Source organism: Rhizobium brockwellii (genome assembly GCF_000769405.2).
In the GTDB taxonomy this organism is placed as follows: Bacteria; Pseudomonadota; Alphaproteobacteria; order Rhizobiales; family Rhizobiaceae; genus Rhizobium; species Rhizobium brockwellii.
The window spans coordinates 151773-168920 of record NZ_CP053442.1; the positions used below are offsets into that span (position 1 = coordinate 151773).

A 17148-nucleotide genomic window follows, 5' to 3' on the forward strand; every position below is an offset into this window, starting at 1 on the left:
GTTGATAATCAAAACGTCTTCACCTTAGGGCGCCTTACGTCCATTAGGACGCTCTAACTATTTCAATGTGCGTGCTGCCACGCCGGAAACGGGTCCCGAAGCCCGGCGGCGGTCTGCGGATCGAAGCCTGTCTCCTCACCGGTCAGGCAGTCGTCGAGCGCGGTGCGGATGGCTTCCTCGTCGAAGCCGGCGCCGATGAAGACCAGTTCCTGGCGGCGGTCGCCCCAGACCTCGTCCCAATGCCGGTCGAGTAGCTGGCGGAATTGAGGATAACGCGGCCATTGCGCCTTCGGCACGGACGTCCACCAGAAGCCTTTGGTGTCGATGCGGCACTGCGTGCCGGCAATCGACAGCAGGCCGATCTCGTCGGGCCTTGTCGCCATCCAGAAATGGCCCTTCGCGCGGATGAGGCCCTGCCATTTCCTGTCGAGAAAATCCCGCAACCTGGAGGGATCGAACGGCCGGCGGCCGCGATAGACGAAGCTCGAAATACCGTATTCCTCCGTCTCCGGCACATGGTCGCCCCAGCCGAAAAGTTCTTTGTGCCACAGCGGATGGCGAGCAGCTCTGGCTTCGCTGAAGAGGCCGGTATTCAGGATGGCGTCGAGTGTCAGACGGCCGAAGCCGGTCTCGATGACACGGGCATCGGGGTTGAGTGCGGCAACGATGCGGCGAACCTCGGCAAGCGCTGCAGGCGGCACATCCTGCGCCTTGTTGATGACCACCACATCGGCGAACTCGATCTGCTCGACGAGCAGTTCCACCAGCTTGCGCTCGTCGTCTCCGTCCCGGCTCTCGCCGCGATCCCGCAGGAATTCCGCGCTCGCATAATCAGCCAGAAGATTGACCGCATCGACGACGGAAACCATCGTGTCGAGCCGCGCGACATCGCAGAGGGCGGCCCCGCTCTCGTCGCGGAAGGAGAAGGTGGCTGCGACCGGTAGCGGCTCGGCGATCCCGGTGCCTTCGATCAGCAGATAATCGAAGCGGCCGGCGGCGGCGAGGCGGCGCACTTCGTTCAGGAGATCGTCGCGCAATGTGCAGCAGATGCAGCCATTGGTGAGCTCCACCAGCGTCTCGTCCGTCCGCGACAGGTTGGCGCCTCCGTCGCGCACCAGATCGGCATCGATATTCACCTCGCTCATGTCGTTGACGATGACGGCGACCCGGCGCCCCTCGCGATTGCGCAGGACATGGTTGAGGATCGTCGTCTTGCCGGCGCCAAGAAAACCGGCAAGGACCGTCACCGGAAGTCTGTTGTCTGCACTCATCATCGGTACTCCCCGCTCGCTTCTTTTACGCCGCGAGCTGCGGTCTGAATGCTACGTCCACATAGTAGTTTGTGCTGTTATAGCTGGCGCTCGGGAATAACCCGCTCGACCCATAGGCATAGACGCCGTTACTGCCGCTGAGCGCCGTCAAGTCGCCATTCGTTACATCGGCGCTGAAGTAATTGCCGGTCGCCGAATAATTGCCGTTGGTGCTGTAGGAAACGACATAGGTCGTATCCGCGGCGACCTCGACCTGCTGCGTGAGCATCGCAGTCTGCCAGCCGCTTGCAGTTTCATTGTTGAAGGTGACGCTGCCGAGCAATGTGCCCGAGGCGGTCCAGAGATAGCCGTTGTGCGGGCCCGTATTGTCCGCCCCCTTGTAGAAGCGGATGCCGGTGACCCAGCCTGCCGTATCGGCCTGGAATTTCATGCCGAGATTAACCGGCTGGTTGTCGTTGACGGAGACGATTAAAGGCGTCGCATCGGCGGCAAAGAGGTTCTGCTCCGGCCCTCCCGTCTGGCCGCCGTTGATGGTGAGCGCAACCTGCGCCGACGCCGTGCCGCCATTGCCGTCTGCAATCGCGTAGCTAAAGCTCGCCGGTCCCGAATAGCCTGCCGTCGGCGTGAAGGTTACCGTCTGGGCCTGCGCGTCGTAGGCGACCGAGCCATTGACCGCGCCGCTGACGTTGGTGATGGCAAGCGGATCGCCATCGGCATCGGTGTCGTTTGCCAGGAGCATGGAGGCCTGGATGGTAATCGGCGTGCCGGTACTGGTCGACAAGCCGCTGTCATTGGCGGCGACCGGAACCGCATTCTGCGCGCCGCCCTGCTGATAGAGCACGTCGACCCAGTAGTTGCTCGCATTATAGGAAGCGGTCGGGAACAGGCTGCCCGAGCCATAGGCATAAAGACCGTTGCCGCCACTCGTAGCACTCGACGGTGCCGTCAGCGCGCCGTTCGCATGGTCCGTCGTGAAGTAGTTCGCCGTTGCGGAATAGAAACCGTTCGAATGGTAGCTCGCCACATAGGTGGCGCCGGCCGCAACATTGATCGGCTGGGTGAAGGAAACCGTCTGCCAGCCGCTCGCCGTCTCGTTGATGAAGGTCGCCTGGGCCAGAAGCTGGCCGCTCACTGTCCAGAGCGAGCCGACATGCGTGCCGGTATCTTGGGCGCTCCTGTAATAGGTGAGCCCGGTGATCTGGCCGCTGGCGGAAGCGATGAACTTGACGCCGAGTTCGACCGAGTTGGCATCATTGGCGGCGGCAACGCCCGACGTGTCGGCGCCGGTGAACAGGCTTGACGTCGTGCCTCCCGCGGGCGGCGTGCCGACAGTGAGGCTCACCGTGGCCGACGCCGCGCCGCCATATCCGTCCGAGATCGAATAGGAGAAGCTTGCCGCACCCGTATAACCCGCTGTCGGAGTGAAAATGACGGACTTGGTCTGGCTGTCGAAGGTCACCGTTCCGTTGACCGCGCCATTGACGCCGGTGATGCTGAGCGGGTCGCCATCGGCATCGGTGTCGTTTGCGAGCAGGCTGGCTGCGGAAATCGACAGCGCCGTATTGGAATAGGTCGTGTAGCCATTGTCATTGGCGGCGAACGGCACCGCATTGCTTGTCTGGTTGTAGACGACATCCACCCAGTAGTTCGACGACTGGTAGCTGGAGGTCGGGAAACCCGTGCCATCGCCGAAGACGCCGTTACTGCCGGCGAGCGCCGTCAGCGCCCCATTGGTGTGGGCGGACGTGAAATAGCCTGCTGTCGCCACATAGGAGCCTGTCGTGTGGTAGGAGGCGACATAGGTCGTCCCGGCCGCGATATGCACCGGATTGGTGAATGTCGCCGTCTGCCAACCGTTCACCGATCCGCTGTCGGCGAAGCTGACGGTCGCGACCAGCGTGCCGTCGGCCGTCCAGAGGGAGCCGGTATGGGCGCCGGCATCGCCGGCCGCCTTGTAGTAGCGGATGCCGGTAATCATGCCGCTGGACGAAGCGACGAACCTCATCCCGAGTTCCAGCGACTGACCTTCGTTGAAGCTTGCGCCCGTCGGACCTTCGCTTGATGTAAACAGCGTTTCCCCGCCAGGGCCCTGGTTTACGGTGAGGCTGACGTTGCCCTGATCCGTGCCGCCGCGCCCGTCCGACAGCGTATAGGTGAAGCTTGCCGGCCCCGAATAATTGTTGGTCGGCGTGAAGATGACGGTGCCGTTCTGCCGATTGAGCGTCACCGTTCCGTTGACGGCATTGCTGACGGCCGAAATCGTCATCGCATCGCCATTGGGATCGGCATCGTTTCCGATGAGCGAGGCGATCGATATGACGACGCTGTTGTTGCGGGTGATGGTCAGCCCCGTATCGTCGGCTGCAACCGGCGCGCTGTTGGGTCCGGCATCGAAGACCACGTCGACCCAATAGTTGGTGCCGGTGCCGGGGCTCTGGCCGGGGAATGTGCCGGCATTGTCGCCATAGGCATAGACGCCGCCGCCATCGACGGCCTTCAGCGCGCCGCTAGCATAGGGGCTGCCGAAATAATTCTCGGTGGCGGAGTAGAAGCCGCTGCCGTGATAGGAGGCCACATAAGTCGTGCCGGCGGCAATCTGGATCGGCGAGGAGAACATCACCGTCTGCCAGCCGGAGAGCGGTTCGCCAACCGACACGCCGCTCGCCAGCAACGTTCCGTTGGCACTCCACAGGCTGACGACATGGTCGCCGGTATCGTAGAAGCCTTTGTAGAAGCGGATGCCCTGCACCGAACCTGCCGTCGTCGCCTGGAAGCGCAGGCCGAGCTCGACCGGATTGGGATCGACCGCCGCTTCGACCGCAGGCTTTTCCGCCAGCGTCCACAGGCCCTGTGTGCCCGGTAGGGTAACCGTGACCTGCTTGCCGGCCGATGGTGCCTCCAGATTGACGCTGTCGTCGACGGCGCGCGACAAGATCGTATAGGTGCCGCTCGCCTGGACGACCCAGTTATAGCTCCAGCTCTCGCGGCCGGTGGCCTTGAACCAGTGCTGGCCGCCGTCGGTCGAAACTTCCACGCCGGCAATGATGCCGCCGCCGAAATCCTGCGCCGTGCCGGTGATGGTGACGCGCTGCCCCTCGACGAAGCTTGCACCGATGATCGGCGAGCTGATCGACGAGGTCGGCTTCAACGCGTCGGTCGATTGGGTCGCGAGGATCAGGCTCGCGTCGAGCGTGGTCGGCTGGATGCCCATGTCCGCGAACATGTTGACCATCGCCTGCTGCACGTTGGGATCGGTGGGCGTTTCCGGGCCCTGATGGTTGGCGTTCAGACCCCACGACCAGAAGACGGTGCCGGCGCCGAAGACGAGCGCGCCGCTTTCGGCCCGGTACATGGTGAGGCTATGGGTCGCCACCGCATCGCCGACCGTCGTGCCGTAGTCGCGCAGATAGGTGCTGACCGCGATGGAGGAGAGCGACAGGTTGATAAGGCCATCCGGCCGGAAGCCGTTTTCGACGTCGGAATCCCACTCGTAGCCGAGCAGGTTCTGCACGAGATTATAGGTCTCGCCTTCCTGCAGCTCGGCGACATCGGTGTTGCGCCAGAAGCGCAGGTTCGAATAGTCGTAGGGGATGGTGATCGTATCGGAACGGTAGCTGTCCACCTGGAACATCGTTCCGGTCAGCGAATTTTCCGGCTCCTGCCCCGGATCGGCATAGCGCGGATCACGCCAGGTGCCAGTGCCGGTAGTGCTCGGATCCGTGCTCGTGCCCCAGGTTTCTTTATAGCAAACCATCGTGCGGTAGGCTTGGCCGCTGCCGTCGATGCTGCTTTCCCAGCGCACCTTCCAGTAGCACTCGTTGCCGCTCCAGAAGGCGAGGTTCACGCCCGCATCGCGGGCCGCCTCGACATTGGCGCGCTGCTCGGCCGACCAGTATTCGTCATGACCGACAGAGAGATAGGCATCATGGTTCAGCAGCAGGCTGCCGCTGCGCGTCGCATCGACGCCGGAGATATAGGAAACATCATAGCCGTTCTGCTCCAGCCACTGGATCGCCGAAGACTCGACGCCGAAGATGAAATCATGCGAGCCGCCGATCGGGCTGGTATTGGTGATGATCGGGCGGTTGTAGCTGACGGCCGAGGCACGGCCGATCGCGGTCAGTCCGCAGCTGCAGTTCGGCGGCAGGTAACCGATCATGTCGGCCGGATCGACGGGGACTTGGCCATAATAGAGGCTGGCGCCGCCCCAGGCATTATAGGCCTGCCAGGTGGTATCGGATGTCTGGAAGACGATATCGCTGGTCGAGGCATCGTCGCGCACCACGAAGGGGATGATGCTTGCATCCTCGGTCCCATCCTCGCGCACCAGCTTGGCGAAATAGACGCCGGAGACCGCGTCCGTCGGAATCTGCCAGCTCGCCGAGACCGACCAGTTGCCGCAATCGATGAGGCCGAGCGACATGTCGACAATCGGGTGCGGCTGGATCTGCGCCGATGTCAGCGATTGCTCGATCGAGTCGACCTTGCGCGCCCCGGCCCCACCGTAATAGCCAATGCGGTAAATATCGATGCGGTAGTGGGTGGAATCGGTGGCGATCTTGAAATCGACGGTCTGGCCGATATTCGTGCTGATTTCGGTGGCGAAGCCCTGAATGGTGCCGCCCCCGTCGCCCTCAAGACCCCATTCGCTGATCGGGTTGCCCTGCTTCAGGTTTTCGAGCGCGATCTTGTTGGGCGTCGCCGCCGCGGCCGCCGCCAGCGGTGTCGCCAGTGCAGTCGGGGCCGCAGTTGTCTCAGCGGAAACGTCCTGGCTCGGCTCCACCGAGATGGATGCTATCGACGCCTGAAGGCGCAACGAAGCCGTGTCGAGGCTGCTGGAAGAACTGACCGCCGCCGCCGTCTTGGCGCTGCCGGTGTCGGCGTCGCTGGTAACACCCGTAAGCGTGGGAGCAGCGGGCAGTGTCGCAGCCTCCTCGGACGGATCCGGGCCAAGCACGGTGCGTTGCGGTGTCGAGGACGGCGTCTGGAAGACCGTCGCAGCCGACGCCGTCTTCATGGACGTGTCCTGCGCGCCGCCCTCGGCCGCAGGCGCCGGCATCGCGGTCGACGACGATGCAGGGGACGATTGCATGTCGCCTGATGATATCAGGGAAGATGTGACCGTGCCGGTGAAGGAGGATTGCACGGTTGCGCTGCTCTGTTTGGCAAAGCTTGGGGAACCATCGGTACTTGTCGAAGAAACGACCGTCGCGGATCCAAGGACTGCGCTCCAGGCAGAGGATGTACGACAGATACTCAACGCTCCACCAAATGTACTCAGGTACTCACGATTACTGACATGAATTCTCCGCATTAGCGGCGTCCCCTCCCGCGTCGGCCGGCCCTTCGACCGTTATAGAAGACGTGCATTCTGGCACCTTTGCCAAGGGAACGTACGACAGCAATCTGGGGTATGAGGGAGGTATCCCCTACGCCGATATGATGACCCTCCCCGCATACCCGACAGACAAGGCACCAAATCTGCATGCGCCCATTCAAAATGTTAGAGCGTCCTTAGCGCGTCTGAAAGGACGCGCGGCGCTCTAAGTGGCTTACGCTGGTTGAAAAGGAATCCTGGGCCGGTCCGGCTGGTCGAGCCGGTTAACGCGAGTGTTGTCCTGCGCCGCCCCGCGCTACCACGCCGGAAACGGATCTTCGAGGGTGGCCCAGTCGCGCGGATCGGCGCTGGCGAGGCATCCGTCCAGTGCGGTCCGCACACCTGTTTCGTCCATATCAACACCGATGAACACGAGCTCCTGCCGACGGTCGCCCCAAGCGCTGTCCCACCGGCTCTCGATATGCTGACGAAACTGCTGATGGTTCGGCCAGTCCTGCCGGGGCACGGCTGCCCACCAGAGCCCCATGGGCTCGCAGCGCCGTTGGATGCCGGCAGCCGACATTACGCCCACATGACGCGGGCGCGTGGCAAGCCAGAAATGGCCTTTGGCACGCATCACCCCCGGCCAGGGCTCGTCCAGGAACGCTCGAAACCGCATGGGGTCGAAGGGACGCCTCGTGCGATAGACAAAGCTCGCTACCCCGTATTCCTCCGTCTCCGGAACATGGTCGCCCGGACTGTACAGTTCCTTGTGCCACAACGGGTGCGCGGCGGCCTTTGCTTCATCGAAGAGGCCCGTACTCAGGATGGTTGCCAGAGAAACCTTGCCGAAATCCGTCTCCACCTGGCGCGCATCCGGGTTGAGCGCAGCAACTATCTTGCGGACTTCCGCGCGGATCTCTTCGGTCGCGTCCGAGATCTTGTTGATCACGACAACATCGGCAAACTCGATCTGATCCACCAGCAGGTCGATGAGTGTGCGCCGGTCCTCGCCGTCGCGCTGCAGGCCGCGGTCGGCAAGCAGATCGGCACTGCTGTAGTCGGCCAACAGGTTTGCAGCGTCGACCACGGTGACCATCGTGTCGAGGCTGGCAAAATCGGCGAGCGAGACGCCGTTCTCGTCGCGGAAGGAAAAGGTTGCAGCGATGGGGCATGGCTCGGCAATGCCGGTGCCTTCGATCAACAGATAGTCGTATCGCCGCTCTTCGGCCAGTCGCCGTACTTCCGTCAGGAGGTCGTTGCGCAGGGTACAGCATATGCAGCCATTGCTGAGCTCGATCAATGTCTCCGTCGTATGCGACAGGTTGCAGCCGCCGTCCCGAATGAGACTAGCGTCTATGTTCACTTCGCTCATATCGTTGACAATGACAGCGACCCGCAGGCCCTGACGGTTGTTCAGGACGTGGCTGAGGAGCGTCGTCTTACCAGCGCCAAGGAAGCCGGCCAACACGGTTACCGGGAGCCGCTCGAACTTGTTCATCGGCATTCCTTGAATGCGGGCGGTCGAAGCGCCCTTCGCTGCGACCAGCATTTGTGTCGTATGAGCCTCATTCGAAACCGGCCCGTAACCTTGTCCTTTTCTTCATCCGACGAGCTGCGGCCGAAAGACAACGTCGGCATAGTAATTCGCTGAATCGAAGGAGTTGGTCGGGAAGAGACCTGCGGTGGCAGATCCGCCATACCCATAGACACCGTTGCCACCGGCGACGGCACTTGATTGGGCCGTTAACGGACCGTTTGTGACGGCATTGGCGAAGAAGCCATCGGTTGCCACGTACGCGCCCGTGGTGTGGTAGGAGGCGATATAATTGGTATTGGCGGCGATCGTGACCGGGGTTGTGAAGTTCACCGTTTGCCAGCCGCTCGCCGTGGTGTTGGTGAAGGTGGCGGTGGCGAGCTTGGTACCCGTCGTGGTCCACAGGTCGACGACGTTCTGGCCGTTGTCGTTGGCGCTGCGATAGAACTTGATGCCGGTGACATCACCGACAACGTTCGACTGGAACTTGACGCCGACCTCGAGCTGCTGACCATCGTTGAGGTTCGTCTGGGTCGGCGTGCTGGAGGCGTTGAACAGGCTGTAGGTCACAGGCGCCGCTGTTGCAGTGATGTTGAAGTTCTCGTTGGCGGCAAGGCCGCCAAGGTCTGTCGCCGTCACCTTGACGCCGTAGGTGCCTGATGTCGTCGGCGTGCCGGAGAAGGTCCGCGTCGTGGCGTTGAAGGCGAGCCAGGCAGGCAGGGCCGTGCCATCGGCAGCCGTTGCCGTGTAGGCCAGCGTTTCACCGCTGTCGACATCGGTGAAGGTCGTCGTCGGCAGTACGAAGGAGAAGGCAGAGCCGACGGTGGCGTTCTGGCCAGCCGTCTGGACGGCGAGCACCGGCGCGTCATTGGCGCCATGGATGGTGACGGTGAGGCTTGCCGTGGCCGTGGCACCACCAGTGTCGCGCATCGTATAGCTGAAGACATCGCTCAGCGTGTTGGTCGACTGGCGCAGCGCCTGGACGGCGGCGCTGGCCTCGTTGATGGCATAGCTATAGACGCCCGATGCACTGAGCACGAGACTGCCATAGGTGCCGTTCAGTGCGGTGCCGAGCGTGCCTGAGGTCGCGCCGAAGCCGACCGCGGTGACGGTCTTGGTGTCACCGGCATTCGGATCGGTATCGTTGGTCAGCACGTTGCCGCTGGCAACCACGCCACCCGAACCGTTGGCGACCCCGCCCTTCTCGGTCGCATCCCCCACATCGGCAACTGCCGTCGGCGGCGTGTTGCCAGGCGTCGACACGGCGATGTTGAAGCTCTCGTTGGCCGCAAGGCCGCCAAGGTCTGTCGCCGTCACCTTGACGCCATAGGTGCCTGATGTCGTCGGCGTGCCGGAGAAGGTCCTTGTCGTGGCATTGAAGCTCAGCCAGGTGGGCAGCGCCGTGCCATCGGCAGCCGTTGCCGTGTAGGCCAGCGTTTCACCGCTGTCGACATCGGTGAAGGTCGTCGTCGGCAGTACGAATGAGAAGGCAGAGCCGACGGTGGCGTTCTGGCCAGCCGTCTGGACGGCGAGCACCGGCGCGTCATTGGCGCCATGGATGGTGACGGTGAGGCTTGCCGTGGCCGTGGCACCACCAGTGTCGCGCATCGTATAGCTGAAGACATCGCTCAGCGTGTTGGTCGACTGGCGCAGCGCCTGGACGGCGGCGCTGGCCTCGTTGATGGCATAGCTATAGACGCCCGATGCACTGAGCACGAGACTGCCATAGGTGCCGTTCAGTGCGGTGCCGAGCGTGCCTGATGTCGCACCAAAGACGACCGCGGTGACGGTCTTGGTGTCACCGGCATCCGCATCGGTGTCGTTGGTCAGCACATTGCCGCTCGCAACCACGCCGCCCGAACCGTTGGCCACGCCACCCTTCTCCGTCGCATCCCCCGCATCCGCAACCGCCGTCGGCGTCGTGTTCGGTGTTGTCGATGCCGGACGGAAGACCACATCGGCATAGTAATTGGCGGCGTTGTAGGTGGCATTCGGGAAAATGCCTGCGGTAGCGGAGCCGCCATAAATGTATACGCCGTTGCCGCTGGTTGACGCGGTCAGCGGGCCGCTGGTCACTGTGGTGGTAAAGAAATTGTCGGTTGCCACGTACGCACCGGTTGTGTGGTAGGAGGCGACATAGGTTGTATTGGCGGCAATGGTGACGGGTGTTGTGAAGTTCACCGTCTGCCAGCCGCTCGCCGTGGTGTTGGTGAAGGTGGCGGTGGCGAGCTTGGTACCCGTCGTGGTCCACAGGTCGACGACGTTCTGGCCGTTGTCGTTGGCGCTGCGATAGAACTTGATGCCGGTGACATCACCGACAACGTTCGACTGGAACTTGACGCCGACCTCGAGCTGCTGACCATCGTTGAGGTTCGTCTGGGTCGGCGTGCTGGAGGCGTTGAACAGGCTGTAGGTCACAGGCGCCGCTGTTGCAGTGATGTTGAAGTTCTCGTTGGCGGCAAGGCCGCCAAGGTCGGTTGCCGTCACCTTGACGCCGTAGGTGCCTGATGTCGTCGGCGTGCCGGAGAAGGTCCGCGTCGTGGCGTTGAAGGCGAGCCAGGCAGGCAGGGCCGTGCCATCGGCAGCCGTTGCCGTGTAGGCCAGCGTTTCACCGCTGTCGACATCGGTGAAGGTCGTCGTCGGCAGTACGAAGGAGAAGGCAGAGCCGACGGTGGCGTTCTGGCCAGCCGTCTGGACGGCGAGCACCGGCGCGTCATTGGCGCCATGGATGGTGACGGTGAGGCTTGCCGTGGCCGTGGCACCACCAGTGTCGCGCATCGTATAGCTGAAGACATCGCTCAGCGTGTTGGTCGACTGGCGCAGCGCCTGGACGGCGGCGCTGGCCTCGTTGATGGCATAGCTATAGACGCCCGATGCACTGAGCACGAGACTGCCATAGGTGCCGTTCAGTGCGGTGCCGAGCGTGCCTGAGGTCGCGCCGAAGCCGACCGCGGTGACGGTCTTGGTGTCACCGGCATTCGGATCGGTATCGTTGGTCAGCACGTTGCCGCTGGCAACCACGCCACCCGAACCGTTGGCGACCCCGCCCTTCTCGGTCGCATCCCCCACATCGGCAACTGCCGTCGGCGGCGTGTTGCCAGGCGTCGACACGGCGATGTTGAAGCTCTCGTTGGCCGCAAGGCCGCCAAGGTCTGTCGCCGTCACCTTGACGCCATAGGTGCCTGATGTCGTCGGCGTGCCGGAGAAGGTCCTTGTCGTGGCATTGAAGCTCAGCCAGGTGGGCAGCGCCGTGCCATCGGCAGCCGTTGCCGTGTAGGCCAGCGTTTCACCGCTGTCGACATCGGTGAAGGTCGTCGTCGGCAGTACGAATGAGAAGGCAGAGCCGACGGTGGCGTTCTGGCCAGCCGTCTGGACGGCCAGCACCGGCGCGTCATTGGCGCCATGGATGGTGACGGTGAGACTTGCCGTGGCCGTGGCGCCGGCGGCATCGCGCATCGTATAGCTGAAGACATCGCTCAGCGTGTTGGTCGACTGGCGCAGCGCCTGGACGGCGGTATTGCTCTCGTTGACGGCATAGGAATAGACGCCCGATGCGCTGAGCACGAGACTGCCATAGGTGCCGTTCAGTGCGGTGCCGAGCGTGCCTGATGTCGCACCAAAGACGACCGCGGTGACGGTCTTGGTGTCACCGGCATCCGCATCGGTGTCGTTGGTCAGCACATTGCCGCTCGCAACCACGCCGCCCGAACCGTTGGCCACGCCACCCTTCTCCGTCGCATCCCCCGCATCCGCAACCGCCGTCGGCGTCGTGTTCGAGGCCGACGTGGTAAACATCACATCCACCCAATAGTTCGTCGACTGGAAGGTGCTCGTGGGATACAGGCTGGCGCTGCCATAAGTGTATACACCGTTGCCGCTAGCCGGCGCCGTCAGCGGCCCACTCGTCACATTGGAGATGAAGTAGTCGGCGGTTGTCGAATAGTGACCGGTATTCGTGTGGTAAGACGCTGTGTAGGTTTGTCCGGCCGTCAGCGCCACCGGACTGGTGAAATAGGCGATCTGCCAGCCGCTGGCGCTCTCGTTCGTGAAGGTGAGGGTTGCAAGCCGCGTGCCGGTGCTCGACCACAATGAACCGGTATGCGTGCCCGTGTCCTGGCTGCCCTTGTAGAAACGAATGCCGGTGACGGTGCCTGCCGCAGAGGTCTGGAATTTGACCCCGAGTTCAACAGCGGAGGTATCGCCGGTGTTGACGACCGCTGGCGTCGCCGAACCGAAGAGAGACGTGTAAGTCGGTCCGGTGACGGTGACCGTTCGCCCCACTGAGGGTGTTTCGAGGTTGATGTTATCGTCGACGGCGCGAGACCGGATTGTGTAGGTGCCCGCGGTCTGCGGCGACCAAGTATAAGTCCAGTTCTCATCGCCTGTCGCCGGATGCCAGCTCGCCCCGTTGTCGGTGGAAACTTCGACGCCGGCGATGACACCGCCGCCCGTGTCGGCAGCGGTACCCGTAATCGTCACAGTGGATCCAACGGCCGCTGTCGCGGGTACCGTGATGACGGAGGTCGGTGCAACATGATCCGTGGAACCGGTTGTGGCGACGAGTCCGGATTGCAGTGTTCCCGGCTGAATGCCCATGTCGGCGAGCAGATTGACCATCGCCTGCTGCACGCGAGGATCGGTCGGGGTCGCCTGATTGTCGTGATTGTCGCTCAAACCCCATGTCCAGTAGACGGTACCGGCGCCGAACACCAGTGCACCGCTCGGCGCACGATAGAGCGTCAGATTGTGGGTCGCGGTCGCACTGCCGGTGGTATTTCCGTAATCGAGCAAGTAGGTGCTGACCGGAAGCGTCGTCGACGACAGCTTGACAAGGCCAGCCGGATCGAAGCCGTTATCGGTCGCTTCGTCCCATTCGTAACCAAGATAGTTCTTGGTAAGTGTTGCCGTCTGGCCAGGCTGAAGATTGGCAACGCTCGTATTGCGCCAGAAGCGCAGGTTGGCGTCGTCATATCCGACTGTGATCGCGGCGAGATTGTTGCCGACATCGTCGACCTTGAACAACTGTCCGGTCAGTGAGTTTTCCGGGTTTCCGCCGCCCACGGCAGGTGGGCTGAGGCGCGGGTCGCGGAAGGTGCCTGTCCATTCGTTGGAAGGGTCGATGCTGGTACCGGGTGCCCACGTCTCCTTGTAGGAGATGAGCGTGCGATAGGGCGTGCCGTCGGCGCTGTAGGCATTGCCCCAACGGGTCCGCCAATAGACCTCGTTACCGCTCCAGAACATCAGGTTGACGCCTGCATCGCGCGCGGCTTCGACATTGGTCCGCTGCTGTCCAGACCAGTATTCGTCATGCCCGGCATCAACATAGGTTTTGTGATTGAGCAACAGGCTGCCATAACGGTCGACGTCCACACCCGACATGTAGGAAACGTCATAGCCGTTCTGTTCCAGCCAGTAGATGCCGGCATATTCGGCGCCGAATAGGTAATCCTGCGGACCGGCATAGGTGCCGACCCCGCCGCGGGTCGCGATCGGCCTGTTGTAGCTGACCGCATAGGCCCGCCCCGCCCCCTGCCCTGTCGCCGGACCGTTGCCGCCATAGAAGTTAGCGCCACCCCAGCCGTTATAAGCTTGCCAGGTCTCGTCGGCAGTCTGGAAAACGATGTCGCTGTGGCTATCGTCATCCCGCACGATGAACGGGATCTGATTCTCGCCGGAGGTGCCATCCTGTCGCACGAGCTTAGCGATATAGACGCCCGAGACGGCATCATCAGGTACGGTCCACGACGCCGAAACGGCCCAGTTGCCGGCATCCACCGTGCCGGTTGTGGCATTGCGCAACGGACTTGGTTGATTCTGCACTCCGGTATGCTGCATGGTCGCGACCTTGCGCGCGCCCATGCCGCCATAATAGCCGAGCCGATAGATGTCGATCCGGTAGTTGTTGGAATTGGTATTGATCTTGAAGCTGACCGTCTTGCCGTTGTCGACGCTGATGTCGGTCGCAAACCCTTCGATGTTGGTGCTACCCGCACCGTCGATGCCCCACTCGCTCTCTGGATTACCCTGCTTCTGGTTTTCCAGGACGATCGCGTTGCTGGCCGCCGCCGCAGCGGCCGACAGATTTTGCGTTGTCAGCGACCGCTGTGTGGAAGGTGGCGTCGTCACAGAGCCGGAAAGGGAACCTATACCTTTGGTTGTGCCCGTTCCCGTTCCGATTTCTCCGCCACCGGGCAACGATCCGTTCAAGATCGTCGAATCCGTCCACGTTGCGGTCCCGCGCCAGCCCGAGAGAGGGGACAAATTGCGATCGAGAAGAGGATCGCTGACCGAGGCGCCGATGGCCCGCTTGATCGTCGCTGCATAGTCCGGTCCCTCGGTCAGCCTGGTCCCCGGCAATTGACCGTCCGGTTGAAGCATGGAGCCGCCATGGGCCCAATCGAGAATCCGCGTAGGGGAGGTATAGTAGCCGCATCCGCACACACCAAAGGGCATGCCAAATGCCAGCGAATTAGCGCCAGCATGCTGCGCAGTCGCCTGCGCTGACGGGCTCGATTCGAGAATGACGACTTTACCCGAGTGCGCACGCTCGCCCGTCACCGCAGCAGAACCTTGCCCCGAAACTGACGGTGCAGGACTTTGCGACAGATAGGAAGCCAGAGGATCGTCGCCTATGAGGCTCATTCCAGCGCCGGCGTGATAAAGGGACGGTTGAGCCCCAAATGCAACTCCTTTCGCGTTCCGCTCGAAACCTGCAAAACCAGGCGTATGGGCGGGCAACAGAGACGCGGCTATCTCATCGTGTCGAATTCCCATTTCGCTTATCGTTGTGAAAGCGTCAGGCAAGGGCGGCGATACGCGGGTGATATCGGCCCGACCGTCCGGGTCGCCGATCACGCTCACTCTATGTTCAGCGTCATGCTCGTCGAGCGCCGCGTTGTTGTGGGGATTGTCGGCAAGGGTACCATACTTGTTTCCATCCGCAGTTTGCACGGATGCCGCAAGTTGAGCACTATCCTCGCGCCTTTCGCCAGGTTTGCGTGGCCTTGGCTCTCCGCCGGCAGTCAACCATCGGGAGACCAACGAATCAACCAGGAGTGAACGCGAGGTCCACCGACGAGCGTTGCGATACATGGTAGGCACCTCTCGCGAGATTTTCAGGATCGAATCTATGAGGACCGTTCGATACGCGGCCCTGAATTGTAGTCGAAAACTGAGCGAGTATATCCTACGCCTTTCGCTCTACAGGCGGCATCCTTTGGGCAGCCGGCCGTGTTGTGTCGCCCACGCGATGGAACAGATGCGCGAGGGCAGAGATTCGCGGCTTCTTGGGCAAGGCTCGAAGCCGCAGAGGTGGCGAAGCAGCCGGCCATCGTGCGGTAAAATCGACGATCCCGAGCATGAAGGCGCTGCCGGAGGGGTTGCACTTTACCGAAGCGAGCGCGCCTATTTCTGCGTGAAGAACCTATTGATTTTCCAAGGCGACCCCAGTGTGTCGCACCAACAATATAGGTGTCTACTCAATTTAGGCTGAAGCACCTCCCTGCCTCATCAATAGTGATGTGGCAAAGCAAACGACCTCCACCTTCCTCAAGGCTTCGCCAGGCTGCACACTGACGATGTGGTTTCGGACTTGGCGTCCGGCGTTCGAACAGGGCTTAAAGCATTGAACCAGCGTTTGTTGAAGGAGTTTTGTAGGCGAGACATGTACATGAATCTATTGCGCCTGCGCCGCCCCCCTCGCGTGTCCTTTCGTGCGACGTCTGTCATCAGCGCACTCGTCCTGCTTGCCGGAGCAGTGTCGCCAGCTCTCGCCGATAGCGCCCCCTTGGCTCCACAAACGAGAATCCGCCTGACGATCGTCCAATGGATACCGTCCAAGGGACAGTTTGAACGATGGGATGGGATTGGAGGCGACTATACGGTCTCGGATGCGGGTGTGGTCTCCCTGCCCTTTCTGGGGTCGCTGTCGGTCGGAAATCTGGACAATGAGGAACTAACTAGCGAGATCGGCAAGCGCCTTCAGGCAAAGATGGGTCTGGCCCAGGCACCTGCAGTGACCATCGACATTCTCGACTATCCCTCTATTTACGTCGTCGGAGACGTAGTGGCGCCGGGAGAATACAAGTTTCGCTCCGGCCTCAGCGTCCTGCAGTCCCTGGCGATGAGCGGCGGCCCGTTGCGGGCTGCGGCACTGCAGCAATCGCAGACGATCAGGCTTGCCGGGGATTTGCGGGAAATCGACCATTCGCTGCTGCGCAGCTCGGCAAAGCTCGCGCGTCTGCAAACTGAAATGGCCGGCGCGAAGGAGATCGTCTTCGATCAGCCGCCCGCTGCCGATCGGCAATATGCCGAGAGTCTCTACCAGGAGGAGCGGGTCATTTTTAAGGCCCGTGCAAACGCACTGGACAAGCAGTCGGTGGCTCTCGCCGAATTGCGCAATCTATTGACGGCGGAAATCGATACACTGGAAGAAAAGCTGAAAGGCTCGGATGACAATATTCAATCGGTCGAAGAGCAACTGACGAGCGTGAAGACGCTGGTCCAGAAGGGCCTCACGATCACTTCACGCCAGATGGATCTGGAACGATTGCTCACCACCTATCGCTCCGACCGGCTCGACCTCGTGACGGCCATCATGCGGGGCCGCCAGGCGATCAACGAGACGACGCGAAATCTCGAGGGACTTTCCGACACTCGCCGTAGCGAGGTCGCTTCCGAGGTGCAGGCTGAAAAAGCCAATCTCGATCAGCTCAAATTGAAGCGTGACACCACGCAACAACTGCTTCTCGAAGACCTGTCGAACGGCGCCAACGTGAATAGCCGCGTTGAAGAACTCCCCCTGACATTCCTCGTGAACCGGCGGGACAAGGGAGAGGTCAATCAATTCCAGGCCTCCGAAACGACCGAGCTAGCACCGGGCGACGTGATCAGGGTAAGCCGGGCCCGCATCGCCGATGCGCCGCCCGAAGACGCCGCTGCGCTGCCTGTTCAGACAGAGGCGCATGTCAGTCAGGTAAGCCGGTGACAAGAGAAAAGCATGTGCTGCAATCGAGCCTGCGGCG

At 62.0% G+C, this 17148-nt stretch carries 5 protein-coding genes; 1 reads left to right on the forward strand and 4 read right to left on the reverse strand.

Annotation, left to right across the window (positions count from 1 at the left end; genetic code table 11):
* Positions 1-62: 62 nt before the first annotated feature.
* The 4 genes from RLCC275e_RS31100 to RLCC275e_RS31115 all read right to left on the reverse strand — a co-directional run bounded on the left by RLCC275e_RS31100 (position 63) and on the right by RLCC275e_RS31115 (position 15217).
* Positions 63-1274 carry a GTP-binding protein gene (locus RLCC275e_RS31100; protein ID WP_033183979.1) on the reverse strand — a complete coding sequence of 404 codons (1212 nt, stop codon included), beginning with the start codon at positions 1272-1274 and terminating at the stop codon, positions 63-65.
* 22 nt (positions 1275-1296) lie between these two features.
* Complete coding sequence (locus RLCC275e_RS31105) at positions 1297-6585, reverse strand: DUF4082 domain-containing protein (protein WP_033183978.1); 5289 nt, start codon at positions 6583-6585, stop codon at positions 1297-1299.
* A 319-nt stretch (positions 6586-6904) separates the two neighbouring features.
* Positions 6905-8089 (reverse strand): GTP-binding protein, encoded by a 1185-nt coding sequence (locus RLCC275e_RS31110; RefSeq protein WP_033184119.1) that lies wholly within the window; start codon positions 8087-8089, stop codon positions 6905-6907.
* A 102-nt stretch (positions 8090-8191) separates the two neighbouring features.
* On the reverse strand, positions 8192-15217 hold the full coding sequence (locus RLCC275e_RS31115; RefSeq protein WP_171891376.1) for a DUF4082 domain-containing protein: 7026 nt from the start codon (positions 15215-15217) through the stop codon (positions 8192-8194).
* Positions 15218-15788: 571 nt separating this feature from the next.
* Here RLCC275e_RS31115 and RLCC275e_RS31120 point away from each other — a divergent pair.
* Positions 15789-17111 carry a polysaccharide biosynthesis/export family protein gene (locus tag RLCC275e_RS31120; RefSeq protein WP_033183974.1) on the forward strand — a complete coding sequence of 441 codons (1323 nt, stop codon included), beginning with the start codon at positions 15789-15791 and terminating at the stop codon, positions 17109-17111.
* The last annotated feature ends 37 nt before the right edge of the window (positions 17112-17148 follow it).